25 protein-coding genes and 2 tRNA genes are annotated in these 25,244 nt (G+C 58.9%); 26 read left to right on the plus strand and 1 reads right to left on the minus strand.

What is annotated here, in order from left to right:
- The first annotated feature begins 7 nt into the window (after positions 1-7).
- From BLU28_RS10110 to BLU28_RS10215, 22 genes are all read left to right on the plus strand, one after another.
- Entirely contained in the window at positions 8-226 is a 219-nt protein-coding gene (locus tag BLU28_RS10110; RefSeq protein WP_077985921.1) for a hypervirulence associated TUDOR domain-containing protein, read from the plus strand.
- 33 nt (positions 227-259) lie between these two features.
- The gene (locus BLU28_RS10115; protein WP_077985785.1) at positions 260-841 is read left to right on the plus strand and encodes a DinB family protein; all 582 of its coding nucleotides are present in this window, start codon (positions 260-262) and stop codon (positions 839-841) included.
- Positions 838-1,362: an NUDIX hydrolase gene (locus tag BLU28_RS10120; protein WP_077985784.1), complete on the plus strand. Its 525-nt coding sequence runs from the start codon at positions 838-840 to the stop codon at positions 1,360-1,362. The genes BLU28_RS10115 and BLU28_RS10120 overlap by 4 nt, the downstream gene beginning before the upstream one ends.
- Positions 1,359-1,895, plus strand: a complete 537-nt coding sequence (locus BLU28_RS10125) for an NUDIX hydrolase (RefSeq protein ID WP_077985783.1) — start codon at positions 1,359-1,361, stop codon at positions 1,893-1,895. The genes BLU28_RS10120 and BLU28_RS10125 overlap by 4 nt, the downstream gene beginning before the upstream one ends.
- Positions 1,892-2,332 (plus strand): tol-pal system-associated acyl-CoA thioesterase, encoded by a 441-nt coding sequence (gene ybgC, locus BLU28_RS10130; RefSeq protein ID WP_004445735.1) that lies wholly within the window; start codon positions 1,892-1,894, stop codon positions 2,330-2,332. The genes BLU28_RS10125 and ybgC overlap by 4 nt, the downstream gene beginning before the upstream one ends.
- 261 nt (positions 2,333-2,593) lie before the next feature.
- Positions 2,594-3,313, plus strand: a complete 720-nt coding sequence (gene tolQ / locus BLU28_RS10135) for a protein TolQ (protein WP_003523238.1) — start codon at positions 2,594-2,596, stop codon at positions 3,311-3,313.
- 57 nt (positions 3,314-3,370) lie between these two features.
- Positions 3,371-3,832 (plus strand): protein TolR, encoded by a 462-nt coding sequence (tolR, locus tag BLU28_RS10140; protein WP_004445732.1) that lies wholly within the window; start codon positions 3,371-3,373, stop codon positions 3,830-3,832.
- Between the two features lie 9 nt (positions 3,833-3,841).
- Complete coding sequence (locus BLU28_RS10145; protein WP_072493288.1) at positions 3,842-5,011, plus strand: hypothetical protein; 1,170 nt, start codon at positions 3,842-3,844, stop codon at positions 5,009-5,011.
- A 20-nt stretch (positions 5,012-5,031) separates the two neighbouring features.
- Positions 5,032-6,339, plus strand: a complete 1,308-nt coding sequence (gene tolB, locus BLU28_RS10150; RefSeq protein ID WP_004445729.1) for a Tol-Pal system beta propeller repeat protein TolB — start codon at positions 5,032-5,034, stop codon at positions 6,337-6,339.
- A gap of 209 nt (positions 6,340-6,548) precedes the next feature.
- Entirely contained in the window at positions 6,549-7,082 is a 534-nt protein-coding gene (pal, locus tag BLU28_RS10155; RefSeq protein WP_004445728.1) for a peptidoglycan-associated lipoprotein Pal, read from the plus strand.
- 158 nt (positions 7,083-7,240) lie between these two features.
- Positions 7,241-8,248: a tol-pal system protein YbgF gene (gene ybgF, locus BLU28_RS10160; RefSeq protein WP_004445726.1), complete on the plus strand. Its 1,008-nt coding sequence runs from the start codon at positions 7,241-7,243 to the stop codon at positions 8,246-8,248.
- A gap of 31 nt (positions 8,249-8,279) precedes the next feature.
- Positions 8,280-9,605, plus strand: coding sequence for a tRNA lysidine(34) synthetase TilS (gene tilS / locus BLU28_RS10165; protein ID WP_077985782.1), 1,326 nt, complete (start codon positions 8,280-8,282; stop codon positions 9,603-9,605).
- Between the two features lie 154 nt (positions 9,606-9,759).
- On the plus strand, positions 9,760-11,724 hold the full coding sequence (ftsH, locus tag BLU28_RS10170) for an ATP-dependent zinc metalloprotease FtsH (protein WP_004445722.1): 1,965 nt from the start codon (positions 9,760-9,762) through the stop codon (positions 11,722-11,724).
- Positions 11,725-11,914: 190 nt separating this feature from the next.
- Complete coding sequence (gene glmM / locus BLU28_RS10175) at positions 11,915-13,267, plus strand: phosphoglucosamine mutase (protein ID WP_004445721.1); 1,353 nt, start codon at positions 11,915-11,917, stop codon at positions 13,265-13,267.
- A 186-nt stretch (positions 13,268-13,453) separates the two neighbouring features.
- On the plus strand, positions 13,454-14,293 hold the full coding sequence (locus tag BLU28_RS10180) for an outer membrane protein (RefSeq protein ID WP_004445720.1): 840 nt from the start codon (positions 13,454-13,456) through the stop codon (positions 14,291-14,293).
- A 212-nt stretch (positions 14,294-14,505) separates the two neighbouring features.
- Positions 14,506-15,684: a phosphoserine transaminase gene (locus BLU28_RS10185; protein WP_077985781.1), complete on the plus strand. Its 1,179-nt coding sequence runs from the start codon at positions 14,506-14,508 to the stop codon at positions 15,682-15,684.
- Positions 15,685-15,767: 83 nt separating this feature from the next.
- Positions 15,768-17,363 carry a phosphoglycerate dehydrogenase gene (serA, locus tag BLU28_RS10190; RefSeq protein ID WP_003506257.1) on the plus strand — a complete coding sequence of 532 codons (1,596 nt, stop codon included), beginning with the start codon at positions 15,768-15,770 and terminating at the stop codon, positions 17,361-17,363.
- Positions 17,364-17,584: 221 nt separating this feature from the next.
- Positions 17,585-18,658 (plus strand): Tim44 domain-containing protein, encoded by a 1,074-nt coding sequence (locus tag BLU28_RS10195; RefSeq protein ID WP_092651294.1) that lies wholly within the window; start codon positions 17,585-17,587, stop codon positions 18,656-18,658.
- A gap of 448 nt (positions 18,659-19,106) precedes the next feature.
- Positions 19,107-20,297 (plus strand): OpgC family protein, encoded by a 1,191-nt coding sequence (locus BLU28_RS10200; RefSeq protein WP_022563038.1) that lies wholly within the window; start codon positions 19,107-19,109, stop codon positions 20,295-20,297.
- Between the two features lie 205 nt (positions 20,298-20,502).
- A complete protein-coding gene (mnmA, locus tag BLU28_RS10205; RefSeq protein WP_004445712.1) occupies positions 20,503-21,699 on the plus strand; it encodes a tRNA 2-thiouridine(34) synthase MnmA in 1,197 nt (398 codons plus the stop codon).
- A 135-nt stretch (positions 21,700-21,834) separates the two neighbouring features.
- Positions 21,835-21,911, plus strand: a tRNA-Met gene (locus tag BLU28_RS10210).
- Positions 21,912-21,960: 49 nt separating this feature from the next.
- The gene (locus BLU28_RS10215) at positions 21,961-22,467 is read left to right on the plus strand and encodes a hypothetical protein (RefSeq protein ID WP_139190398.1); all 507 of its coding nucleotides are present in this window, start codon (positions 21,961-21,963) and stop codon (positions 22,465-22,467) included.
- Here BLU28_RS10215 and BLU28_RS10220 read toward each other — a convergent pair.
- Positions 22,446-22,520: transfer RNA gene (locus tag BLU28_RS10220), tRNA-Gly, on the minus strand. The genes BLU28_RS10215 and BLU28_RS10220 overlap by 22 nt on opposite strands.
- Before the next feature lie 254 nt (positions 22,521-22,774).
- Between BLU28_RS10220 and BLU28_RS10225 the strand changes: the two genes are divergently transcribed.
- From BLU28_RS10225 to BLU28_RS10240, 4 genes are all read left to right on the plus strand, one after another.
- Positions 22,775-23,284, plus strand: coding sequence for a prolyl-tRNA synthetase associated domain-containing protein (locus BLU28_RS10225; RefSeq protein WP_004445709.1), 510 nt, complete (start codon positions 22,775-22,777; stop codon positions 23,282-23,284).
- A gap of 53 nt (positions 23,285-23,337) precedes the next feature.
- Positions 23,338-24,306 (plus strand): thioredoxin, encoded by a 969-nt coding sequence (gene trxA, locus BLU28_RS10230; protein WP_022563036.1) that lies wholly within the window; start codon positions 23,338-23,340, stop codon positions 24,304-24,306.
- 67 nt (positions 24,307-24,373) lie between these two features.
- Positions 24,374-25,045: an LON peptidase substrate-binding domain-containing protein gene (locus BLU28_RS10235; RefSeq protein WP_022563035.1), complete on the plus strand. Its 672-nt coding sequence runs from the start codon at positions 24,374-24,376 to the stop codon at positions 25,043-25,045.
- Between the two features lie 10 nt (positions 25,046-25,055).
- Positions 25,056-25,244: a Trm112 family protein gene (locus tag BLU28_RS10240; protein WP_004445702.1), complete on the plus strand. Its 189-nt coding sequence runs from the start codon at positions 25,056-25,058 to the stop codon at positions 25,242-25,244.

Here is a 25,244-nt window from a genome sequence, read left to right on the forward strand (position 1 = left end):
GATGGTCATGTCTGGATATCGCAAGGGTACGAAGGTCCGCTGGAACTGGGGCACGGGTACAGGTGAAGGGAAAATCCTTGAAGTCTTCACCGAAGATGTCGAAAGAACGATTTCCGGTTCCACGATAAAGCGTAAGGCCAGCAAAGACGAACCCGCTTATCTCATCGGACAGGAAGATGGCGGCAAGGTTCTGAAAAGCAGATCAGAGCTCGAACGCACCGATTGAACGACGCCGTTAGGTGTTACGGGAGGGATGCCGATGCCTTATGATCCGCTGCGGGTTTTCCGCAAACTTGCGCGCAACAACCGGCTCGCCAATTACCGGCTGCATCAAGCCTGTCTCCAGCTTTCGCAGGAGGAGTTTGTTGCCCGCCGCATCAGTTTCTTCCCGACGCTGCGTGCGACGCTCAATCATATCTACACTGTCGACCGCTTTTATATCGATGCGTTGCAGGGCGGCACACTGGGACTGGCCGCCTTTGCCGTAGAGGAACCCTTTGCCAACATGCCGGCGTTGCAAGGCGCCCAGACAGAGCTTGACGAGGTGTTGATTGCCCTTGTCGACGGGCTCGATGAAGATCGCCTCGCCGCTACTGTCAGTATCCACCGCGGCAGGCGTATCCAGCAGGATCGCTGCGACGACGTTCTGTCGCATCTCTTCCAGCACCAGACGCATCATCGCGGGCAGGCGCATGCGATGCTGTCCGCGACCCCGGTCAAGCCGCCGCAACTGGATGAATTCATTGTGGGAGATGATGCAAAGGCGAGAAAAGACGAGATGGATGCATTAGGGTGGACGGAAACCGATTTGATGTTTCCAGCCCGCAGGCCCGCCCAATGACACACGATACCAAGCAGGACACCCGCATCCGCATCAAGTTCAAGCCGAAGCGCATTTTCCAGATGCGGGTCGCGGGGCTGGCCTTCCGCGATGGCCACGTCCTGGTGCACCGGGCCACACATGAAAAATTCTGGACCTTTCCAGGCGGGCGTGCCGAAATGGGTGAGCGCTCAGAAGAAACGCTGGCGCGCGAAATGGTCGAGGAGCTCGGTGTGGAAGCCAAGATCGGGCGGCTTCTGTGGGCGGTCGAAAATTTCTTCCATTACGAAGGCAAGGACTGGCACGAACTCGGCTTTTATTACCTGATGGACCTGCCGCAAACGCTTGCCTTTCATCCCACCGACATTATTCACCGTGTTCAGGATGGCGATAACGAGCTTGAGTTTCGCTGGGTCGCGGCAACCCGGCAGGCATTGACGGAGCTTGATATTCCCCCCTATTTCATCGCCGACGAAATAGAGAACCTGCCCAGGACCACGAGACACCTTGTCTGGCACGACGGCGATCTGGACGATAAATGACCTCTCCGCCCCAACGTCACATGATCCGGTTGGATCGCAGACCGCAGCTTTTCAGCATGCGCGTGGCAGCCCTCATTTTTCAGAGTGGTCATCTTCTGGTGCAGCGTGGTACAGGGGATGACTACTGGGCCTTGCCTGGCGGTCGGGCTGAAATCGGAGAAAGCTCCGAGCAGACCATTGTTCGCGAGATCGGTGAGGAACTTGATCGGACGTGTTCGGTGGAGCGCCTTTTATGGTCGGCCGAAAACTTTTTCGCCTATGACGGTTATTCGGCCCATGAGTTGGGATTTTATTATCTCGTTTCGCTGGGCCATGCCCTGCCATTCCATGAAAACCACATCGTCCACAGGGTGATGGATGGCGTTGAGGTCGAATTCCGCTGGCTGCCTTCACGAACTTCCGCGCTGATCAGGAACGATCTGCGCCCGCGCTTCATCGCAGAGCGCATCGAGGCCTTGCCCCTGCGGCACGAGCATCTGATTGTCCGCGAGGGCCGCTCTGACGCTACTGAAAATCCCAAGGAGACATTATGAGCGAGCTTTTGGTTTCGCTGTCGGGTGAACTGATCGAACACGGTCACCGCCTGATGCAACGCGTCTATTACGAGGACACCGATTTTTCCGGCCTGGTTTATCACGCGCGGTACCTGCATTTTCTTGAGCGCGGCCGTACCGATTACCTGCGTTGCCTCGGCTGTGAACAAAGTGCGCTTCTGACCGCTGATGAAGAAGGTCTGGTCTTCGTCGTGCATCGCATGGAGATCGATTTTAAAAGCCCCGCCCGGATGGATGACGTGCTGACGGTGACCACCATCACCGAGAAGGCCGGGGGCGCGAAAATGGTGCTCAATCAGGAAATCAGGCGCGGTGAAACGCTGCTCGTCGCCGCCAAGGTCATCATAGCCGTCATCAATGCCAATGGCCGGCCAAGGCGTCTTCCCGAGACGGTGGCGGAAAAATTTCTGAAGTAATTGATGGGCCGGATCAGTAAATCCGCCGGGCGTGGCCGGGTTGTAACACTCCTTTAACCATAATGGTGTCTTACTTTAGCAACTGGCATTTGTGCAGCGCACGCCTTCCTTTCACCAAATTTATTGGCAAGTAAGGCTTACTGGCAAGTATCGGGGTATGGCTAAGGGGTTGGCGGCTGTTGCCGCAGGACTTCGAGCGTTAACACGCGTTTGAATCGCCCGGTCCCGTACCGGGCGTTTGGATTCGGGGATTGGATATTTATGGAACAGGCAGGTTTGGCAGCGGCGACGCATGATGTAAGTCTCTGGGCGCTGTTTATGCAGGCGGGCCTCATCGTTAAGCTCGTGATGATCGGGCTTATCGCCGCCTCGGTCTGGACGTGGGCAATCGTCTTCGACAAATATGTGAGCTTCGGCAAGGCGAGGCGCCAGTTCGACCAGTTCGAACAGGTGTTCTGGTCGGGCCAGTCTCTTGAAGAGCTCTATCGCACGCTGGCGGAGCGCCAGAATGGCGGTCTGGCCGCAATTTTCGTTTCGGCCATGCGCGAGTGGAAAAAATCCTTCGAGCGTGGCGCACGTTCGCCCATCGGCCTGCAGATGCGTATCGACCGGGCAATGGACGTGACCATGGCGCGGGAAAGCGAACAATACGAGGCGCGCCTCGGCTCGCTCGCCACCATCGGTTCGGCCGGCCCCTTTATCGGTCTCTTCGGCACGGTTGTCGGTATCATGACCTCGTTCCAGGCGATTGCCGGTTCGAAGTCCACCAACCTCGCGGTCGTGGCTCCCGGTATCGCGGAAGCGCTTCTTGCAACCGCGATCGGCCTTGTCGCGGCTATTCCCGCGGTTATCGCCTACAACAAGTTCACGGCTGACGCACACAAGCTTTCCGCCCGAATGGAAGGTTTCGCCGACGAATTTTCGGCAATCCTGTCGCGACAGATCGATGAAAAACTTCAGACACGGCAGGCCGCCCAGTAAGCGGCCGACTGCAATGCCGTCGAGTGATTTGCCGCAAGGCAAAACGGAGTAGATGATATGGGTATGTCAGCAGGTGGCAGCGGCGGCGGTTCCGGCGGACGCCGGGGTGGACGCGGCGGACGGCGCAGAGGCGGCGCGATCAGCGAAATCAACGTGACGCCGCTGGTCGACGTCATGCTCGTGCTGCTCATCATCTTCATGGTGGCGGCGCCTATGATGACTGTCGGCGTGCCGATCGACCTGCCGCAGACCTCCGCCAATGCGTTGAATTCGGACACGCAACCGATCACCATTTCCGTCAATGCCAATGGCCAGATCCATTTGCAGGAAACGGAAATCCAAGCGGCTGAAGTGGCGGACAAGCTGCAGGCAATCGCCACGACCGGCTATAACGAACGCATTTTCGTGCGCGCGGATTCCGTTGCCGCCTATGGCGTCGTTGCGGATGTGATGGCGCGTATCCAGGCGGCCGGTTTCAAAAATATCGGCCTTGTGACTCAGCAGAAACAGGACAATTGACGTAAAGCGATGAAGGGCAGCCTTACCACATCCGCGATCGTGCATGCGTCGCTTCTGGCTTTCGCCCTTGTCTCCCTGGGCTCGCCGGAACCCCTCGACGTGTCTCAGGCTGAGGCACTGCCGGTGGAGCTGGTGCCCATCGAGGAACTGACCCAGATACAGCAGGGCGATAAAAATGCGCCCAAGGCGGAAAAATCCGCGCCTGTTCCAACAACCCGTCCCGATATCATCGAGAACGCGCAGAATATTGGCAATAACACCGCGGATATCGAGGCGCCGCCGACGCCGACCGCCAAGCCAAACGACAATATCGCCGCGGCCGCACCGCCAAAGCAGGAGAAGCCGCAGCCCGTCGTTGATACCAAAGCGAATGAGGTGAAGGAAATCGTCAAGGAGGAAACCTCGGCTCCCAAGCCGCAGGAAATGGCCGCCTTGCCGCAGACCAAGCCTGAAGTCGCACCGCAGCCCAAGACCGAGCCGCCGCCGCAGGAAACCAAGGCGGAAGAACCGCCGCCTGCCACGCAGGAGCCGGCAGAAATACCGGTGCCGCAGAACGTTCCCCGTCCGAATTCGAGGCCCGAGCCGCCGAAGCCGGAAGAGCCGAAACAGGCCGAGACAAAGCCAGCGGAACAGAAGCCAGCCGAAAAGCCAGCTGAGAAAAAGCCGGATCAGGCAAAGTCGACGGACAAGCCATCCGATAAGAAGCCCGGCGAGAAGAAGCAGGAGACTGCGAAGTCCGCTTCCTCGAAGGAAAGCGATTTCAACGCCGACGATATTGCCGCGCTGTTGAACAAGCAGGCGCCTTCCGGCGGCGGCGCAAAGCGCTCGACGCAGACGGCAGCCCTTGGCGGCAAGAAATCAACGGGCGGCTCGACGCTCAGCCAGACGGAAATGGATGCGCTACGCGGCGCGATCCAGAAGAACTGGCAGATCATTCCCGGCATGGCGGATGCCTCGGACGTTCGCGTCCGGGTGACCATGAAGCTCGACCGTGATGGCTCCATCATCGGTCGGCCCGAGATCGAGGCGACGGGCGGTTCCGAAGGGACGCGCCGTGCCCTTTCCGGCGGAGCTTATCGCGCCATCATGCGTTCTGCTCCGTTCACGAACCTTCCTGCCGACAAATACGATGCATGGAACGAAGTCGTCGTGAACTTCGATCCCAGTGAATTGCTATGAATGCTGAAAGGCCTGGCAACATGAAGATATTTTCGCCGATCCGGCTGGTGCTCGCTGTCGCGGCCCTCATGTCGGTTTTCTCCGCACCGGCTTTTGCACGGGTGGAAATCAATATCAACAAGGGTAATGTCGAGCCGCTGCCGATTGCCATCACCGACTTCATGTCGAGCGACGGCATCGGCGCGCAGGTCTCCGCGGTCATCGCCGCCGACTTGCAGCGGTCCGGTCTCTTTGCGCCGGTCAACAAGAACGCCTTCATCGAAAAGATCAGCAATCCGGATCAGCAGCCGCGTTTCGAAGACTGGAAGGTCATCAACGCGCAGGCGCTCGTTACCGGTCGCGTGACGCGCGAAAGCGACGGCCGCCTGCGCGCCGAATTCCGCCTGTGGGATACCTTCGCCAATCAGCAGATGACGGGCCAGCAGTTCTTCACCCAGCCTGAAAACTGGCGCCGTGTCGCTCACATCATCGCGGATGCCATCTACGAGCGCGTCACCGGTGAAAAGGGTTATTTCGACACCCGTGTCGTTTTCGTCTCCGAAAGCGGACCAAAGACCGCCCGCAAGCGGCAGCTGTCGATCATGGACCAGGACGGTTTCAACGTCCGCAACCTGACCAACTCGAACGACATCGTCCTGACACCGCGTTTTTCGCCGAGCCGTCAGGAAGTGACCTACATGTCCTTCGAGGGCCAGCAGCCACGCGTTTATCTGCTGCAGCTGGAAACCGGACAGCGTGAAGTCGTCGGCAACTTCCCAGGCATGACGTTCTCGCCGCGCTTTTCGCCTGACGGGCAGAAGGTCATCATGAGCCTTCAGCAGGATGGCAACGCCAATATCTACACCATGGATCTGCGCTCTCGTACCACGACACGCCTGACCAACACGTCGGCGATCGATACGGCCCCGTCCTATTCGCCTGACGGTCAGCGTGTTGCCTTTGAAAGTGACCGTGGCGGCCGCCAGCAGATTTACGTCATGAATGCCGATGGTTCCGGCCAGCAGCGCATCTCCTTCGGCGATGGTTCGTATTCCACGCCGGTCTGGTCCCCGCGCGGCGATCTGATTGCCTTCACCAAGCAGTCTGGCGGCAAGTTCTCGATCGGTGTGATGAAGACGGATGGTTCGGGCGAACGCATCCTGACCAGCGGCTTCCACAATGAAGGGCCAACCTGGGCACCGAATGGTCGCGTACTGATGTTCTTCCGCCAGAACGCGGGTGCCGGCGGTCCGCAGCTCTATTCGATCGACCTGACGGGCTACAATGAACAGCTCATCAAGACACCGACCTTCGCTTCAGACCCGGCCTGGTCGCCGCTTCTGGACTGATATGACTGCCATCACGGCGCCGGCTTAAACCGGTGCCGTGATGTTTTAAGCATACCACAGGGAAATGTGCCTCTTTCTTGCCGCAAAGTGTTGTGAGGGAGCAAAAAACTGGGACATTTCCTTTCTGTTAACCATAAGCGTTTGCCGGCTATTAACCGCGATCAGTTAGTGTCTGGCAACGTTATTGAAATCCTAAGGAGAGACCGGCGATGAGCCGTACACATATTTCGGCACTCAGCCCCATGCAGAAACTGGCCCGTAACCCGGCTGTCATCGCCATGACGCTCGCGCTTGCTCTCGCTGGCTGCGCGAACAAGAAGAACATGCCGAACAGCGCCGGTGAACTCGGCCTTGGTGGCGCAGGCTCTGCAACGCCGGGCTCCCAGCAGGACTTCACGGTCAATGTCGGCGACCGCATCTTCTTCGACACGGACTCCACCTCGATCCGCGCCGACGCCCAGCAGACCCTGCAGCGCCAGGCACAGTGGCTTGCCCGTTACCCGAACTACGCCATCACGGTCGAAGGCCATGCCGACGAGCGCGGCACGCGTGAATACAACCTGGCACTCGGCGCCCGCCGTGCGGCAGCAACCCGCGACTTCCTGGCCTCTCAGGGTGTTCCGGCAAGCCGCATGAAGACGATCTCCTACGGCAAGGAACGCCCGGTCGCGGTTTGCGACGACATTTCCTGCTGGTCGCAGAACCGTCGCGCGGTCACGGTTCTCGGCGGCGCAGGCATGTAATCGCCTGACGTTTTTGTGAACGTAAATAAAGGGCGGTCTTCGGGCCGCCTTTTGTTTTTTTCATAGTTTGGCCGAAGTTAAGTTGCTTTTTCGGTCGATATGGAAAAAATCCGGCTTGCACTATTCCGGTGCAAATCAGTTAAGGCAGGACGAATGAGATGAAGAAACTTGTCGTGGCGGGAATGCTGGGGCTTGCAGCCTGCACCGGCTTGAGCGGCACAGCCGTTTCGGGTCCGCTGTTCGGTGCGGGGGGTAGCTTCGGCACGATCAATTCTCAGCAGCAGCCCCCGGTCGTCCGGGTTCAGGCCAATGAAGCCTATCGGGTTCAGCAGCTTGAAGAACAGATCCGGCAACTCAACGGCCGTATCGAGGAAATGAGCTTCCAGCTTTTGCAGATGCAGGAAACGATCCGCAAGGCGCAGGAAGACAATGAGTTCCGCTTCCAGGAACTGGAAAGCGGAAAGGGCGGAAGTCCTGCAGCAACGCCGAAAAAGAAGGCGGAGGCAAGTCCGGTCAGTCCGGCGACGCCCCCGACCGACGACGTTGCAACGATCATCGAAACGCCACCCGAGGGTGGCGCTTCCGTTTCACCGTCTGCTCCCTCCAGTGCTCCGACAGGCGCGCCGGGTGAGACCACGCTCGGTTCGATCGAACTTGATTCCAAGGGGATGCCTATTGGCGGCACGCTCAATTCAGGCGCCAACAATTCTTCCGGCAGCCTTCCCGGCGTGACAACAGGCAGCAGCACGCGCAAGACCGATCCCGTCAATACAGCGGCGCTGACCAGCGAAGGCGATATCTACCAGGCCGCTTACGGTCATGTCCTTTCCGGTGATTACAAGCTGGCGGAGCAGGGGTTCCAGCAATATCTGCAGGGTTACCCCAAGGGCACGAAAGCCGCGGATGCGAGCTTCTGGCTGGGTGAAGCGCAATATTCCCAGGGCAAGTTCAACGAAGCCGCGAAGACCTTTCTTAACGGCCACCAGGCCTATGGCAAGTCTCCGAAGGCTCCGGAAATGCTGATGAAGCTTGGCATGTCCCTTGCCGCTCTCGATAATACCGAAACGGCCTGCGCCACGCTGCGCGAGGTGCCGAAGCGTTACCCCAATGCCTCGAAGACCGTGCTGAACAAAGTCGCCAGTGAACAGAAGCGGCTGAGCTGCTGATCCCTCTTTCCCGTTGAAGTGCGGTCTGTCCATGCCGGTTGATGTCCGCATTCCGAATGAACAGCCAATTGCGCCGCTTGCGGCCGCACGGTCCTTTGTCGAAAAATTCCGCGAACCTGCGCATATTCTCGTCGCAATCTCCGGCGGCAGCGATTCCACCGGCCTGTTGCTGGCATTGCATGAGGTGATGTCCGAGAAGGGGCGCGATCTGCTTCGGCTTTCTGCCGTTACAGTTGATCACGCTCTGCGAGTGGAATCCGCCGATGAGGCCCGCAAGGTTGCGACACTTTGCGCCGAGCTGGGCATTCCGCACGTCACACGCCGGTGGGAAGGTTTAAAGCCGGTCTCCGGCATTTCGGAAGCGTCCCGTCTTGCCCGCTACCGGCTTATCGCGGAAGCAGCCGTCGCGTTCGATGCCGATCTCGTGGTGACGGGTCACACGGCCGGCGATCAGCGGGAAACCGTCGCGATGCGCGCTGCCCGCAACAGCGGCGAGGACAATCTCGGCCTTTCCGGCATGGCGGACGCGGTTTTATACGCTCGGCGCCATTGGATCAAGCGGCCATTCCTGAGGTGTGAAAGGCAGGCGATCCGCGATTACGTGTCGTCCCGTTCGCGGCGCTGGCTCGACGATCCAAGCAATGAAAATCCACGATATGAGCGTGTTCGCATGCGGCAGGCCTTGCCTGATGTTCCGCTTCCGGCCGATGGGGGAGAGGCGGAAAAAAGGCGTATATCCTCTGAAAAAACGGCAGTTTTCCTGCGCGCACACGCCGAGGTCTTTTCTGGTGCGCTCGCGAAATTGCAGCCGGACGGCGTGTCGCCTGATCGGGCGGATTTCCGGCACGGGCTGGCAGTGCTGATAGCAAGTCTCGGCGGGCGGCCCTATCTGCCGGCCGCGGGCAGCATGGAGCGCGTTCTTTGCTTCCTCAAAACCGGCAATTACGGACGTATGACAGTCGGTCGTGTCCTGCTCGATCGCCGACGGGATGGGCTATATATCTTCCGCGAGCAACGAAATCTGCCGGAGCTTCGTCTCGAGGCATATCAGAAGGGCCTGTGGGATGATCGCTTCATCGTGGAAAACCGGTCGCCTTTCCCTGTCCGGGTCAGCGCGGAGGAGGCTGGTACTGGAGCGGGTTTTCCATCGGTGCCGCCGGGAGTGACCAGATTGGCGCTATCGGGCCTTCCGCAAATCGCCGCAGCGGAGGCGGGGCAAACGGCCGGGGAGTTGACGGTCGATGTGACGCCAAGGCTGGCGCCCTTCGATCTTTTTCTGCCGCGCTTCGACCTTGAGTTGGCAAATACGATCGCTGTTTTGTTCGGACGGCCGGCATATCCACAGCCCCCGGTTTAAATCGGGCCTCATTTTCGTGAATTGCCTTGGAACAGTTTTTACACCAAAACGCATCAGATAATGCGCTTTGCCTTGGCAAGGGCAGATGTCGTCCTTATGTTAAGGGCACGTAATAGCGGGCAGTAGTTGTGCCCGTGTGAGTTCGGGGAGTTCGATGAACCCAAATTTCAGAAATTTCGCCTTGTGGGCCGTGATCGCCCTCTTGCTGATCGCGCTGTTCAGCATGTTCCAGACGTCGCCGACGCAAACGGGTTCACGGGAAATTCCGTATTCCCAGTTTCTCCGCGACGTGGATTCCGGGCGAGTTCGCGACGTGACCGTCACCGGTAACCGGGTTCTCGGAACCTATACCGAAAACGGCACGGCCTTTCAGACCTATTCCCCCGTCATCGACGACAGCCTGATGGAGCGCTTGCAGAGCAAGAACGTGACCATCGTGGCGCGCCCGGAAAGCGATGGCTCCTCGGGCTTCCTGAGCTATCTCGGCACGCTTCTGCCGATGTTTCTCATTCTTGGCGTCTGGCTGTTCTTCATGCGGCAGATGCAGGGTGGTTCGCGCGGTGCGATGGGCTTCGGCAAGTCCAAGGCCAAGCTCCTGACGGAAGCCCATGGCCGCGTGACGTTTGACGACGTTGCCGGCGTGGATGAAGCCAAGCAGGATCTTGAGGAAATCGTGGAATTCCTGCGTGACCCGCAGAAGTTCCAGCGCCTCGGCGGCAAGATTCCGCGCGGCGTTCTGCTTGTTGGTCCTCCGGGCACCGGTAAGACGCTTCTTGCGCGTTCCGTCGCAGGTGAAGCCAATGTGCCGTTCTTCACGATTTCCGGTTCGGATTTCGTGGAAATGTTCGTTGGCGTCGGTGCCAGCCGTGTGCGTGACATGTTCGAGCAGGCAAAGAAGAATGCGCCTTGCATCATCTTCATCGACGAAATCGACGCCGTCGGCCGTCATCGTGGCGCCGGCCTCGGCGGCGGTAACGACGAGCGCGAACAGACGCTGAACCAGCTGCTGGTCGAGATGGACGGTTTCGAGGCGAATGAGGGCATCATTCTCATCGCCGCTACCAACCGACCTGACGTTCTCGATCCCGCACTTCTGCGTCCCGGCCGTTTCGACCGTCAGGTCGTTGTGCCGAACCCTGATATCGTTGGCCGCGAACGCATCCTCAAGGTGCATATCCGCAACGTGCCGCTCGCGCCGAATGTCGATCTCAAGGTTCTGGCTCGCGGTACCCCCGGTTTCTCGGGTGCGGATCTGATGAACCTCGTCAACGAAGCCGCCCTCATGGCCGCCCGCCGCAACAAACGCGTGGTGACCATGCAGGAGTTCGAAGACGCCAAGGACAAGATCATGATGGGTGCGGAACGCCGCTCCTCCGCCATGACCGAGGCCGAAAAGAAGCTGACCGCCTATCACGAAGCCGGTCATGCCATCACCGCTCTGAAGGTTGCCGTGGCCGATCCGTTGCACAAGGCAACGATCATCCCGCGCGGCCGCGCACTTGGCATGGTGATGCAGCTGCCGGAAGGCGACCGCTATTCCATGAGCTACAAGTGGATGGTGTCGCGCCTCGTGATCATGATGGGTGGCCGCGTTGCCGAAGAACTGACCTTCGGTAAGGAAAACATTACCTCGGGCGCGTCTTCGGATATCGAGCAGGCAACCAAGCTTGCCCGCGCCATGGTCACGCAATGGGGCTTTTCCGATGCGCTCGGCCAGGTCTCCTATGGTGAAAACCAGCAGGAAGTGTTCCTCGGCCACTCCGTTTCGCAGTCGAAGAACGTCTCCGAAGCCACAGCCCAGACGATCGACACGGAAGTTCGCCGCCTGATCGATGAGGCTTATGCCGAGGCTCGCCGCATTCTGACGGAAAATCACGACGGTTTCGTTGCGATTGCCGAGGGTCTGCTCGAATACGAAACCCTGACGGGTGACGAGATCAAGGCCCTGCTGAAGGGTGAGAAGCCCGCCCGCGATCTGGGCGACGATTCTCCGGGCAGCCGTGGTTCCGCAGTGCCGAAGGCCGGCACCAAGAAGGATGGTCCCAGTGAAGTGAAGGGTGACGGCGAAGCAAAGGGCGACGGTGAAGCCGAAGGCGGCATGGAGCCGCAGCCGCATTGATCGACCGCGTCTGTTAGAAATTGTAAAAGGCCATCCGGGTTTCCGGGTGGCCTTTTCATTTTGGTAACAAGATATAAGCCATTTTTGCGGTAATTTACGTGCTGTTTATCGTGGTTTGTGGCATCTAGCCAAAAACGCTTCCGGCTGTTTTCAGCTTATGCCGGAATGCTGGAAAAGATTTGGAGTTCAAATGGCACGCCGTTATTTCGGAACCGATGGTATCCGCGGACAATCGAACGTCTTCCCCATGACGCCTGATCTGGCGATGCGGGTTGGCATTGCCGTCGGGACGATTTTCCGCCGTGGCCATCATCGCCATCGTGTCGTCATCGGCAAGGATACGCGCCTTTCCGGCTATATGCTGGAAAACGCCCTGGTTGCCGGCTTCACCGCCGCCGGTCTCGATGTCTTCCTGCTCGGCCCGATCCCGACGCCGGCCGTCGCCATGCTGACCCGCTCGCTGCGCGCCGATATCGGCGTGATGATTTCGGCCTCGCACAATCCCTTCTCCGACAACGGCATCAAGCTTTTCGGGCCTGACGGTTACAAGCTTTCCGATGAGCTGGAGCTGGAGATCGAAGACCTCCTCGACAAGGATATCTACGCCCAACTGGCGAAACCTGCCGAAATCGGCCGAGCGAAGCGCGTCGATGGCGACATCTATCGTTATATCGAGTTTGTGAAGCGCACCCTGCCGCGCGACGTGACATTGAGCGGCCTGCGAATCGCCATCGACTGCGCCAATGGCGCGGCTTATAAGGTGGCGCCCGCAGCTCTCTGGGAACTCGGCGCGGAGGTCGTCACCATCGGCAACGAGCCGAACGGCATCAACATTAACCTCGAATGCGGTTCCACGCACCCGGAAGCCCTTCAGAAAAAGGTTCACGAGGTGCGGGCCGATATTGGCATTGCGCTGGATGGTGATGCGGACCGCGTCATCATCGTTGATGAACGCGGTGAGATCGTGGATGGCGACCAGCTGATGGCCGTCATCGCCGACAGCTGGGCCGAAGACAACACGCTCCGCGGCGGTGGCATCGTCGCAACTGTTATGTCCAATCTCGGCCTTGAGCGCTTTCTTGGCGACAAGGGCCTCACCCTTGCCCGCACCAAGGTGGGCGACCGCTATGTGGTCGAACACATGCGCAACCACAATTTCAATGTTGGCGGCGAGCAGTCCGGGCATATCGTGCTGTCGGATTACGGCACCACGGGGGATGGGCTCGTTGCGGCATTGCAGGTTCTCGCCAAGGTCAAGCGCTCCGGCCGCACGGTGAGCGAGGTTTGCCGCAAGTTCGAGCCCGTGCCGCAGCTTTTGAAGAATGTCCGTATCTCCGGTGGCAAACCGCTGGAAAACCCGGTCGTGCAGCAGGCAATTGCGGATGCAGAAAGTGCGCTTGCCGATAATGGCCGCCTCGTCATCCGCCCTTCCGGCACCGAACCGCTGATCCGCGTGATGGCGGAAGGCGACGATAGCGCGAAGGTGGAGCGTATCGTCAATGATCTTGTCGGCATCATCGCGAATGCCCGCTCTGCCGCGTGAGGCATAGCAACAATAAATCAGCAAAAAGCCGGCCTTCCGCCGGCTTTTTCTTTGAGTATTTACTAATAAATATAGTGAATGAGCGTGGTTAATCGGGACTTAACCATTTTACGTCAATCTCCATGACTGAACAGTTCACTGGCATCTGCTGCCGCAAACGCACGTGCCTCTTCTGGAGTGGAAGTCATGAAAAACGCCCTGGCCGGATTTCTGGCCGTCCTGCTGACCGGCACCAGCGCCATTGCCGCCGATCTTTATCAAGCTGAGCCTGCGCCGACCTATGCTCCCGAAGTGGAGATCACCCAGGCAAGCGGCTGGTATCTGCGAGGCGACGTCGGTTATTCTTTCAATAAGCTGCGTGGTGCCAATTATTATCAGGGTGGCCCTGGTGGCTATCTCGCTGATTTCGATACCGCGAAGATCGACGATAGCTATGTCATTGGCGCCGGTGTCGGTTATCAGTTCAACAACTATTTCCGCAGTGACGTGACCTTCGACTATATGGGCAAGTCGGATTTTCGTGGCTCCACGAGCGGTTTCTGCGGTTCCGTTCCCGGCCGCTGCGTCTCGGAGGATCTTAGCTCGGTTCGCGCCTATACTCTGATGGCAAATGCCTACGTCGATCTCGGGACTTACGGACGCGTGACGCCGTATGTCGGCGGTGGTATCGGCGGCTCCTACGTCAAGTGGGACAAGCTGCGCAACACATCCTGCAGTGTCAATGGTCTTGGCTGCGACCCGACCACCGAACACGGCGGCAGGGGCAAGTGGCGTTTCGCTTACGCCCTTATGGCTGGCGCATCCATTGATGTTACCTGTAATCTGAAGGCCGATATCGGTTACCGTTTCCGTCACATCAACAAGGGCGACATGTTCGCTTATGAGAATGGCGGCGGCCCCGGTCGTGACAAGGGTCTTTATTCGCATGAGGTACGCGTTGGTGGCCGTTATGTCTTCAATGGCTGCGATACCGCTCAGTACATGCCGCCTGCCGATATTCCGCTGCAGCCTGCCGTCTACAAATAGACGTCACGTCCCGCTGATAGTTTCGGGCCGTCCGCATCCTCCGGGTGCGGGCGGTTTTGTTTTATCGGCATGTGGCAAGGGACATGACGCATATGGACCAAGATTCTTCTGCGCAGCGACATATTCCGCTTGACTGGGATCGGCGACAGGAATAGCAACGGCGTCAGGACACTCCACCCTAACGTGGAGCGCCTATCTGGAAGGGTAGTCAAATGACAGATATCGTGAAGCCGGACGTCCGTCCGGGCAATACGCATTTTTCCTCTGGTCCCTGCTCGAAGCGCCCCGGTTGGTCGCTAGATGCTCTCTCCGATGCGCCGCTCGGTCGCTCGCATCGCGCCAAGGTTGGCAAAGCCAAGCTGAAGCAGGCCATCGATCTCACCCGTGAAGTTCTTGATGTTCCCGCCGATTATCGCATCGGTATCGTTCCCGCATCCGACACCGGCGCCGTTGAAATGGCGCTCTGGTCGCTGCTCGGCGAACGTGGCGTCGATATGCTCGCCTGGGAAAGCTTCGGCGCCGGCTGGGTCACCGACGTCGTCAAGCAGCTGAAGCTGAAGGACGTTCGCAAGTTCGAGGCCGATTACGGCCTGCTGCCGAACCTTGCCGAAGTCGATTTCGACCGCGACGTGGTCTTCACCTGGAACGGTACGACCTCTGGCGTTCGTGTTCCCAACGCCGATTTCATTCCCGCCGACCGCAAGGGCCTGACCATCTGCGACGCCACCTCGGCGGCTTTCGCGCAGGATATGGACTTTACGAAACTCGACGTCGTCACCTTCTCCTGGCAGAAGGTTCTCGGCGGCGAGGGCGGCCATGGCGTCATCATCCTGTCGCCGCGCGCCGTTGAGCGTCTCTTGAGCTACGCACCGGCATGGCCGCTGCCGAAAATCTTCCGCATGGTTTCCGGCGGCAAGCTGATCGAAGGCATCTTCAGCGGTGAAACCATCAACACGCCGTCCATGCTCTGCGTTGAAGATTATATCGACGCGCTGCTCTGGGCAAAGAATCTCGGTGGCCTGAAGGCGCTGATCGGCCGCGCCGATGCCAATGCCAAGGTTATTTACGACTTCATCGAGAAGAACGACTGGATCGCCAACCTGGCCGTGAAGCCGGAAACTCGCTCCAATACGTCTGTTTGCCTCAAGATCGTCGATCCCGAGGTCCAGGCGCTGGATGCCGCAGCACAGGCCGATTTTGCCAAGGGCGTCGTCGCTCTGCTCGAAAAGGAAAATGTCGCCCTCGATATTGGCGCTTACCGCGACGCCCCGTCCGGTCTGCGCATCTGGGCCGGCGCCACCATCGAGACGGCTGATATGGAAGCCGTCATGCCTTGGCTCACCTGGGCTTACCAGACGCAGAAGGCAGCACTTTCCAAGGCTGCCGCCTGATTTTGATACCGGCCCTGCGCTGATGCAGGGCCGCATAGTTCCCGCTTTCAAAACTGCACCGTTTTTCAAGGAGCCCGTGAACCATGGCACCTCGCGTACTCGTATCCGACGAACTGTCGGAAACCGCCGTCCAGATTTTCCGTGATCGTGGCGTCGAAGTCGATTTCCAGCCGAAGCTCGGCAAGGACAAGGACAAGCTTGCTGAAATCATCGGCAATTACGATGGCTTGGCCATCCGCTCTGCCACCAAGGCAACCGAAAAGCTGATCGAAGCCGCGACCAACCTCAAGGTCATCGGCCGCGCCGGCATCGGCGTCGACAATGTTGACATCCCGGCCGCCTCGCGCCGCGGTATCATCGTCATGAACACGCCATTCGGCAACTCCATCACGACGGCAGAACACGCGATTGCGCTGATGTTTGCCGTCGCCCGCCAGCTTCCGGCAGCCGACAGCTCCACGCAGGCCGGCAAGTGGGAAAAGTCGAAGTTCATGGGAGTCGAGATCACCGGCAAGACGCTCGGCGTCATCGGTGCGGGTAACATCGGTTCGATCGTCTGCTCGCGTGCACTTGGCCTCAAGATGCACGTTCTCGCCTACGACCCCTTCCTCTCGCCAGAGCGCGCGCAGGAAATGGGCGTCACCAAGGTTGAGCTGGACGAGTTGCTAGCCCAGGCCGATTTCATCACCCTGCATGTGCCGATGACCGACAAGACGCGCGGCATCCTGAACGCCGAGAACCTTGCCAAGACCAAGAAGGGCGTACGTATCGTCAACTGCGCCCGTGGTGGTCTTGTGGATGAAGCTGCCCTTGCGGAAGCCATCAAGTCCGGCCATGTCGCCGGTGCCGGTTTTGACGTGTTCGAAGTCGAGCCCGCCACCGAGAGCCCGCTTTTCGGCCTTCCGAACGTCGTCTGCACGCCGCATCTTGGCGCTTCGACCACGGAAGCACAGGAAAACGTTGCCCTGCAGGTTGCCGAGCAGATGTCGGATTACCTCGTCAAGGGTGCCGTGTCCAACGCCATCAACATGCCGTCGATCACGGCTGAGGAAGCGCCGCGTCTGAAGCCCTTCATCCGTCTCGCGGATGTTCTCGGATCTTTCGTCGGCCAGGTACAGGAAAGCGCCACCAAGGAAATCGAAATCCTTTATGACGGTGCAACCGCCAACATGAACACGAAGGCGTTGACCAGTGCATTGCTGGCCGGCCTCATCCGCAGCCAGGTTGCCGATGTGAACATGGTTTCGGCCCCCGTCATGATCAAGGAGAAGGGCATCATCCTTTCCGAGGTCAAGCGCGACAAGACCGGCGTTTACGACGGTTACATCAAGCTGACGGTGAAGACGGAAAACCAGATCCGCTCGGTTGCCGGCACGGTGTTCTCGGATGGCAAGCCACGTTTCATCCAGATCAAGAACATCAACATGGATGCCGATGTCGGATCGCACATGATCTACATCACCAATACCGACGTTCCCGGCATGATCGGCTTCATGGGCACCACGCTCGGCGAGGCTGGCGTCAACATCGCCAACTTCCAGCTTGGACGTGAAAAGGAAGGCGGCGACGCCATCGCCCTGCTTTATGTCGACGGTCCGGTTTCCGAAGAGGTGCTGGACAAGCTGCGCGCCAACCCGGCCATCCGCCAGGTCAAGCCGCTGACGTTCAACGTCGACTGATCTATCGTTCCTCCCAAGGGGACAATAGGAACCGGTGCAGGGGAAACCCTGTGCCGGTTTTTGTTTTTCCAGCTTTCGAATTGCGGCAGATTTCACGCGCCTCACGCCTTGGTTGCATATCACAAAAAATTTAAGCTAAGCGGTCTAAAAATGATGATCATGAGTTGCTATATCGCCTGTTGAGATGCCGCTCATGGGCGGGCGGCCAACAGGAGATAACGATGTTTGCTGCCTTTCGGCGCTTCAAGGGTTTGTTCGCAGTCGCCGCGCTTGGTATCGCGGTGTCTTTTGTGGCGGTTGATATGGCAGAAGCGCGTCGCGCCAGCGGCGGTTTCGGCAGCCGTGGCACGCGGACCTACTCCGCTCCGCCTTCGACCAGCACTGCGCCCGGCCAGACCGCGCCGATTAACCGCAGCATGACGCCCAACACCAACCAGGCAGCTCCTGGCGCTGCTCAGCCGGCACGTCCTGGCGCACAGGCGCCGCAGCAAAATCGTGGCCTCTTCGGCGGCATGATGGGTGGTCTGATGGGCGGCCTGCTGATGGGTGGTCTGTTCGGCATGCTTCTGGGTGGTGGTTTCGGCGGCATGGCCGGTTTCTTCGGCATGTTGCTGCAGGTTGCGCTGATCGGCCTTCTGGTCATGCTCGCCATGCGCTTCTTCGCGTCGCGCCGTCAGGGCCAGCCCGCTTATGGATCGGCCAACGGCTCGCACCGCACGGATCATTCCGGCTCCTCCTATAATGGCGGTTCGCAGGCGGGTCCGGCCGCATCCTCGTTCAAGATTCCGAAGATCGGCGCGATGGCCGGCGCTGCGGGCGGAGTGGCTGCTGCTGCCGCAACGACAAAGCCCACGCCCCACGCCAACGCCATCTCGGAAGGCGATGAAATCGGCATCACGCAGGGCGACCTCGAGACGTTCCAGAAAATGCTGGAAGACGTGCAGGCTGCCTATGCCGCCGAGGATTATGGCACATTGCGCAAACTGACGACGCCCGAAGCCATGTCTTATCTCGCTGAAGAACTCAGCGATAACGCAACCAGCGGTGTGAAAAACGACGTGCGCGAGGTGACGCTACTGCAGGGCGATGTCGCCGAAGCATGGCACGAAGAAGGGCAGGACTACGCGACAGTCGCGATGCGCTACTCTGCCATCGACGTGATGCGCGACCGTACCTCCGGCAAGGTGATCGAAGGTGACGAGCAACATCCGTCCGAATCGGTGGAAATGTGGACCTTTGTCCGCCGCCCCGGCAACGACAACTGGCAGGTCGCCGCCATCCAGGCCGCCGCCTGACGAATCAGAGCCTCTTAAACGGATAAGGCCCGGCGGTCGCTTCACCGCCGGGCCTTATCCGTTTCGTTCGATAAGCTTCCTAAAAAGCATGGCGGGATGCCGCCAAAAAAGATTGGGAGATCTTACGGGTGATATATCCGCCAACCACGCGCGGCGGATTCGGCTTTCCCCTGCCATGCAAGGCCTTGAGGCTTGTTTGCCTCGGTATGTCCTTGGTGCATGGCTCATCCGCTTCACGGAATTGCCTTTTTTCATTCATCCGGCATTCAGTCCCCGCGTCCTAACCACAGGGCGTACACGTCAATGTGACTTTTCGTGCCGGTTCTAAACCGCTTTGGGAGCGGAACCTCAGCCGCAAAAGCGCGTTGACAATCCAATTCCCGGCATCTCGCAGGCCGGGCTGGGTGGCCGGGCAATGCACGGCCCGCGAGAACGGAGAGCTATCGAAATGAAACGCTTTGACCTGATCGACGGGATGCGTGGTTACTTCCTCGTCTTCATGCTGATCAACCATCTGGTGTTTGCCGGCGGCTTCTGGCTGGTGGAAATCAACCATCGTCAGTTCGCCTTTGTCGAGGACGCGCAGGGCTTCGTATTCCTGTCCGGCCTGCTGATCGGCATGGTATATGCGCGCAAGATGATGAAATATGGCTATGACGCCGGTAAACAGATGATCTGGAACCGCGCGCTGGAACTCTATCGTTATGCGATGGGTCTCGTCATCGCCGTTTTGTTCTTCCGTATGATTATCCCGCATGCGCCCTATATCTGGTACAATTGGCTCGGCATGACGTCTTTCGACGATCCGCTGCGTCTGGCGGCAATTGCGACATTTCTCTTCCAGCCGACCTTCATGGACATTCTGCCGCAATATATTGTCTACATGATTTTCGCACCTGTCCTGGTGAAGCTCTGCCTCGATGGCAAATGGGCCTATGTCATGGCCGGTTCGCTGCTGGTCTGGATGGCGGGACAGCTTGGCCTGCAGCAGATTGTGACGACGCCTCTCAATGAACTTGTGAAGGGCGCGGACGAACAGGGTATTCGCGTTAGCTTCAACCTGCTCGGCTGGCAGCTGGTGTTCTACTCGGCGCTGGTGATGGGTGCTATGACGGCGCAGAACCGCATTCCGTGGAAGAAGATTTTCTCCCCGGAGCACACCTGGCTGCCGAAGGCCGCGCTTGTCATCTGCCTGTTCTTCATGCCGCTCCGCATCGCTACCGCGTGGGGTCTGATGCCGGAATTCATGATGGGCAAGTTTTCGACGATGGAAATCCGCGCCGATTTCGGCCCGGTCTATCTCATCAACTTCCTCGCCGTCGGCGTTGGCCTCACCTGGCTCGTGATTGCTGGACCGCATCACCACCGCCCGCTCGTGCGCTCCATCGCCGAAGGCGTTATCTGGGTGCTTTCGCTGAAGTTCCTGCAATTGCTCGGCCGCCACTCGCTGCAGGTCTATGTCTGGCACGTGGCGATCGTCTACGGCGTTTATTATCTCGATGGCCGCACGGCGGAACTGTCGCAGCTGAACAAGACGCTGATCGCCTTCACGGCCATCGGATTGCTGGCCATGCCCGCCCTGTGGCGGGAGCGCGACAAGTGGTTCGGCAGCAGCGGCCAGAAGACAGCTGGCGCCTGAAGTCCTCCACAGAGGGGATCAGACGGCTTTACGGGGCGGTTTTCCGCCCCGTACTTGCGTGTGAAGCCATTCCTTTCTATATGCAGCCCTTAAATCCGCAGTATGCGAGACAGGACGGCCCGTTTGGTGGGCAGGGTTTCTCGCGGCGGATGACCGACAGGCGGCGGGGCCTTTACCCCCGTTATGACTGACGATGGGAAAAAACGTGAATACGCTCGATTTTGACAAGAGGCCGGAAGATACCCGGATCGTTGTCGCCATGTCCGGTGGCGTCGATTCTTCTGTTGTGGCTGGTATCCTCAAGCGCGAGGGCTATGATGTCCTCGGCATCACCCTCCAGCTGTATGACCATGGCGCCGCCGTGCACCGCGCCGGCTCCTGTTGCGCCGGCCAGGATATCGACGATGCGCGCCGGGTCTGCGAAACGCTGGGTATCCCCCATTACGTGCTGGATTATGAAGCGCGTTTCCGTGAAACCGTCATCAACCCCTTTGCGGAAGCTTATGCGATGGGTGAGACGCCCATTCCCTGTGTTGCCTGCAACCAGACGGTAAAATTCGCCGATCTTCTAGCGACCGCGCAGGAACTGGGTGCCGATGCGCTGGCCACGGGCCACTACATCCGTTCGCGGCCCAACCCCGTTCCCGGTCAGGCGGGCCGCCGCGCGCTCTATCGGCCGATCGATAGCGACCGCGACCAGAGCTGGTTCCTGTTCGCAACCACGCAGGAACAGATCGATTATCTGCGCTTCCCGCTCGGTGGCCTCTCCAAGGCCGAAACGCGGGCTTTAGCGGAAGAAATGGGGCTTGTCGTTGCCAAAAAGGCCGACAGCCAGGATATCTGTTTCGTGCCGCAGGGCAAATATACCGATATCATCAACAAGCTGAAGCCGAATGCGGCTCTGGCGGGTGATATCGTGCATCTCGACGGGCGTGTGCTCGGCCGCCACGATGGCATCGTGCATTATACGATCGGCCAGCGCCGCGGTATCGGTGTTGCGACGGGCGAGCCGCTTTACGTCGTGCATCTCGATGCGCGTGGCCGCCGGGTCATCGTTGGCCCGCGTGAGGCGCTGGAAACCCGCCGCGTCTATCTGCGTGACATGAACTGGCTGGGTGATGGCGACCTGGCCGTTGACGCCGGGCAGGGCTTCGCCTGCTTCGCCAAGGTGCGTTCCACCCGTCCTCCGACGGAGGCAGTGCTGCATGCGGATGAGAATGGTATCTATGTGGACCTGATGACCGGAGAGGCGGGTGTCGCGCCCGGTCAGGCCTGCGTGCTTTATTCCGCGCCGGGCGCGGATGCCCGCGTGTACGGCGGCGGTTTCATTGAACGGTCCGAGCGCTCGGCGGAGGCCGAGGCGTCGCTCAAGGCGCTTCTGGAAAAGCCGGTTGCCGCCTGAAACCACTCGCTTTTTGCAGCGATGCGGAAAGCGAATTTTTTGCGCATCTTGCGCTTGACACTTTGGGGAGCGGCACCTTATAAGCCGCTCATCCTGATGGAACAGCCGGTCACATGACTGTCACGTTTCCCCTGTGGCGGGGTAGCTCAGGTGGTTAGAGCAGCGGAATCATAATCCGCGTGTCGGGGGTTCAAGTCCCTCTCCCGCTACCACTTTCTTCATACGAAATAACCATACCTCACCGTGCAGCGCGGGAGTTCGTTGCTTGTCTCAACGGAAAATAGCAATGGATCAGGCGCCTTTGCTGGCGAATCTCGCCCAAAAAAAGGGAAACCCGCTACTGCTAAAATGCAGCCAGCGGGCCTCAACCTCTACCCCCTCCCACAAGGGCGGCTGCACAAAAGCACACTGAATGAAATATGGCAAGATCAAGGCGTCATATTGTTGTTGCTGACAGGGTTGTTCTGCCATTCAGCCGCGTATGACGGGGCTCTCACCCGTAGTTTCAAAGGGGCGGGCGCGGGTGGCGACTTTAAAGAGGGTAAAAAAATGCCCGCTGACAGCGGGCAATCAGAGGGAACTGAGGTTAGGAGCCTCGGCGTTCAAACGGCCATCCTCGATATAGGTTCCGCACGGGGGACGATTTTTGTACCGCTCGTACACAGACAATATGAAGCCGGTGACGCCGCAACGAAAACCGCCGCTGCGAAAAAAATAAACATCCGGAAGATCATAACTTGGGAAACTGGAGCGGGCGAAGGGATTTGAACCCTCGACCCCAACCTTGGCAAGGTTGTGCTCTACCCCTGAGCTACACCCGCTCAAATCCACCGGTCCGGGGTAGTATGCTGAACCGTGGGCCGCCGAAGCGGCGACGGGCGCTATATCGCTCAATCGATTTTGGAATGCAACAGGGAAATGACAAAAACGCGAAAATTTCTTTGAGAAATGCGACAAGCGGCGGAAAAGATTGATAATTTTTCCTGCAGCCGATTTTTCCCGCGTTGCCAATAGGCGGCTGCCCCCTTAATCATGACGCAACGACAATGGAATCGGCAGAGGCAGGTGGCAGCATATGGCGGAGAATTCTCGCAAGACGGCAGCGGAGCTGTTCGAATTTCTCGATGGGCTCGGAATTTCGCACACCACGAAACAGCACGAGCCTGTCTTTACCGTCGCGGAATCGCAGTCATTGCGCGACCTGATCCCTGGGGGCCACACAAAGAACCTCTTTGTAAAGGACAAGAAGGACCAGTACTTCGTTCTGACCGTGGAAGAAAACGCGGTGGTGGATCTGAAAAGCGTCCATAAGATCATCGGTGCTGCAAGCCGCGTGTCCTTCGGCCGGCCGGAAAAAATGCTCGAATATCTGGGTGTGGTGCCGGGTTCGGTCACGGTGTTCGGCGCAATCAACGACACGGACCGGCAGGTCACTTTTGTGTTGGATAGCGCGCTGCTGGAAAACGAACTTGTCAATGGCCACCCGCTCTCCAACGATCAGACGACGACAATCGCATCCGCGGATCTCATTCGCTTTCTCGAGGCGACCGGACATACGCCGCTTGTCTTGAAAGTCAGCGAGTGAGATACGATCTTTGCTTCAATCAAGACATATGACAGAGGTTACGGGAGACCGGCATGAGCGACACGAATAATCCTTACGGCGGTTCCTACGGCGGGCAGATGTCCGCAAGCGCGCACTATAGTGGCGAGCTGAATGGTGCGTCCTCCGGACACATCAAGGACACAACGACGGCTGGTTTCTCCAAGGACGTTCTCGAAGAGTCACGTCGTCAGCCAGTTCTCGTGGATTTCTGGGCGCCCTGGTGCGGCCCGTGCAAACAGCTGACGCCCGTGCTCGAGAAAGTCGTCAACGAAGCGAATGGCCGCGTGAAGCTCGTGAAGCTGAACATTGACGACCACCCGTCCATTCCCGGACAGCTCGGCATCCAGTCTATTCCGGCAATCGTCGCTTTTGCGGATGGCCGGCCGGTCGATGGCTTCATGGGCGCGGTGCCGGAAAGCCAGATCAAGCAATTCATCGAAAAGATTGCCGGCCCTGATGCAGGCGATCCCAAGGCGGAGATCGAGGCCGTTCTGACCGAAGCGAAACAGCTTCTGGCCGATGGCGATTTCAACGGCGCAGCACAGCTCTTTGGCGCCGTCATGCAGGCGGATCCGGAAAACCCCGCAGCGATTGCCGGCATTGCCGAATGCATGATCGCCGCCGGACAATATGAGCGGGCCAGTGAATTGCTGTCGTCACTGCCGGCGGAACTCAATGAGGATGCGGGCATTCAGCTCGTTTCGAAAAAGATCGCCCAATATGAGGAAGCCCGCAAGATCGGCGATCCCGTGGCGCTGGAAAGCGAACTGGCAGCCGACCCGGATCGACACGAGGCACGGGTTAAGCTTGCGAAGGTGCTGAATGCGCAGGGCCGGCGCGACGAGGCGGCGGATCATCTGCTCTACGTCATGCGTAAGGATCGGACCTTCGACGACGACGGCGCGCGCCGCCAGCTTCTCGAATTTTTCGAGGCCTGGGGCTTTAAGGATCCGGCGACCGTCGCGGGCCGCCGGAAGCTTTCGTCGATACTGTTTTCTTAATGCGGGCATATCCCGGCCAGGCGGTTGATCCGCCGGCCGGCAGCAGTGAACAGGGGGCTTGATTCCCATGCATGTCGGAAATGCAAGATATGTGAAGAGCGACGACCTGCCGGAAACCGTGCCGGTTTTTCCCCTTCCCGGTGCTCTTCTGTTGCCGGAAGGCCATCTTCCACTCAATATCTTCGAGCCAAGATATCTTGCCATGATCGACACGGCGTTGGCGGGTCACCGTCTCATCGGCATGGTGCAGCCAGCCCTTCATGTCATTGAATCGGGCCTAGAGGGCGGGCCGTTGAGTGCGGTTGGGTGCCTTGGCCGCATCACCTCCTTTTCCGAAACCGGCGATGGCCGTTACATCATCTCGCTCACCGGTGTGTGCCGTTTCCGTCTGCTGGAGGAGGTGGAGGCCGGCAAGCCCTATCGCAGTTTCCGTCACGCGCCCTTCATCGCCGATCTCTCCGGCGAATACGATGAGGAGGCCGTGGACCGTGAAAACCTGCTGCGGGTGTTCCGCTCGTTTCTGGATGCCAACCAGCTGGAAGCGGATTGGGAGAGTGTGGAAAGGGCCGGCAACCGTGTTCTGGTCAATTCGCTTTCCATGATGTCTCCCTTTGGACCCGCCGAAAAACAGGCGCTGCTGGAAGCGCCCGATCTCAAGACGCGGGCCGAAACATTGATCGCCATCACCGAGATCGTTCTTGCCCAGGGATCGGGTGAGGGCGGCAACGTGCTGCAGTAGGATCGCCGCCATGGACGACAGGATGAACAACGTCGATCCGAAGCTTCTCGAATTGCTTGTCTGCCCTTTGACGAAGGGCCGCCTTTCCTATGACCGTGCCCGCAATGAACTCATCTCCGAAAATGCGCGGCTTGCTTATCCAATTCGTGACGGTGTGCCGATCATGCTCATCTCGGAAGCGCGTAAAATAGAGGACTAA

Source organism: Agrobacterium pusense, assembly GCF_900102105.1.
GTDB classification, from domain to species: Bacteria; Pseudomonadota; Alphaproteobacteria; order Rhizobiales; family Rhizobiaceae; genus Agrobacterium; species Agrobacterium pusense.

What these genes read in the sequence shown, in the direction of transcription:
- ftsH (WP_004445722.1), top strand. Translation starts at nt 9,760, where the DNA reads ATGAACCCAAATTTCAGAAATTTCGCCTTGTGGGCCGTGATCGCCCTC.
- ybgF (WP_004445726.1), top strand. Translation starts at nt 7,241, where the DNA reads ATGAAGAAACTTGTCGTGGCGGGAATGCTGGGGCTTGCAGCCTGCACC.
- BLU28_RS10240 (WP_004445702.1), top strand. Translation starts at nt 25,056, where the DNA reads ATGGACGACAGGATGAACAACGTCGATCCGAAGCTTCTCGAATTGCTT.
- BLU28_RS10225 (WP_004445709.1), top strand. Translation starts at nt 22,775, where the DNA reads ATGGCGGAGAATTCTCGCAAGACGGCAGCGGAGCTGTTCGAATTTCTC.
- tolR (WP_004445732.1), top strand. Translation starts at nt 3,371, where the DNA reads ATGGGTATGTCAGCAGGTGGCAGCGGCGGCGGTTCCGGCGGACGCCGG.
- BLU28_RS10110 (WP_077985921.1), top strand. Translation starts at nt 8, where the DNA reads ATGTCTGGATATCGCAAGGGTACGAAGGTCCGCTGGAACTGGGGCACG.
- BLU28_RS10120 (WP_077985784.1), top strand. Translation starts at nt 838, where the DNA reads ATGACACACGATACCAAGCAGGACACCCGCATCCGCATCAAGTTCAAG.
- glmM (WP_004445721.1), top strand. Translation starts at nt 11,915, where the DNA reads ATGGCACGCCGTTATTTCGGAACCGATGGTATCCGCGGACAATCGAAC.
- BLU28_RS10200 (WP_022563038.1), top strand. Translation starts at nt 19,107, where the DNA reads ATGAAACGCTTTGACCTGATCGACGGGATGCGTGGTTACTTCCTCGTC.
- ybgC (WP_004445735.1), top strand. Translation starts at nt 1,892, where the DNA reads ATGAGCGAGCTTTTGGTTTCGCTGTCGGGTGAACTGATCGAACACGGT.
- pal (WP_004445728.1), top strand. Translation starts at nt 6,549, where the DNA reads ATGAGCCGTACACATATTTCGGCACTCAGCCCCATGCAGAAACTGGCC.
- BLU28_RS10185 (WP_077985781.1), top strand. Translation starts at nt 14,506, where the DNA reads ATGACAGATATCGTGAAGCCGGACGTCCGTCCGGGCAATACGCATTTT.
- serA (WP_003506257.1), top strand. Translation starts at nt 15,768, where the DNA reads ATGGCACCTCGCGTACTCGTATCCGACGAACTGTCGGAAACCGCCGTC.
- tolB (WP_004445729.1), top strand. Translation starts at nt 5,032, where the DNA reads ATGAAGATATTTTCGCCGATCCGGCTGGTGCTCGCTGTCGCGGCCCTC.
- tilS (WP_077985782.1), top strand. Translation starts at nt 8,280, where the DNA reads ATGCCGGTTGATGTCCGCATTCCGAATGAACAGCCAATTGCGCCGCTT.
- BLU28_RS10145 (WP_072493288.1), top strand. Translation starts at nt 3,842, where the DNA reads ATGAAGGGCAGCCTTACCACATCCGCGATCGTGCATGCGTCGCTTCTG.
- BLU28_RS10125 (WP_077985783.1), top strand. Translation starts at nt 1,359, where the DNA reads ATGACCTCTCCGCCCCAACGTCACATGATCCGGTTGGATCGCAGACCG.
- trxA (WP_022563036.1), top strand. Translation starts at nt 23,338, where the DNA reads ATGAGCGACACGAATAATCCTTACGGCGGTTCCTACGGCGGGCAGATG.
- tolQ (WP_003523238.1), top strand. Translation starts at nt 2,594, where the DNA reads ATGGAACAGGCAGGTTTGGCAGCGGCGACGCATGATGTAAGTCTCTGG.
- BLU28_RS10195 (WP_092651294.1), top strand. Translation starts at nt 17,585, where the DNA reads ATGTTTGCTGCCTTTCGGCGCTTCAAGGGTTTGTTCGCAGTCGCCGCG.
- BLU28_RS10235 (WP_022563035.1), top strand. Translation starts at nt 24,374, where the DNA reads ATGCATGTCGGAAATGCAAGATATGTGAAGAGCGACGACCTGCCGGAA.
- BLU28_RS10115 (WP_077985785.1), top strand. Translation starts at nt 260, where the DNA reads ATGCCTTATGATCCGCTGCGGGTTTTCCGCAAACTTGCGCGCAACAAC.
- BLU28_RS10180 (WP_004445720.1), top strand. Translation starts at nt 13,454, where the DNA reads ATGAAAAACGCCCTGGCCGGATTTCTGGCCGTCCTGCTGACCGGCACC.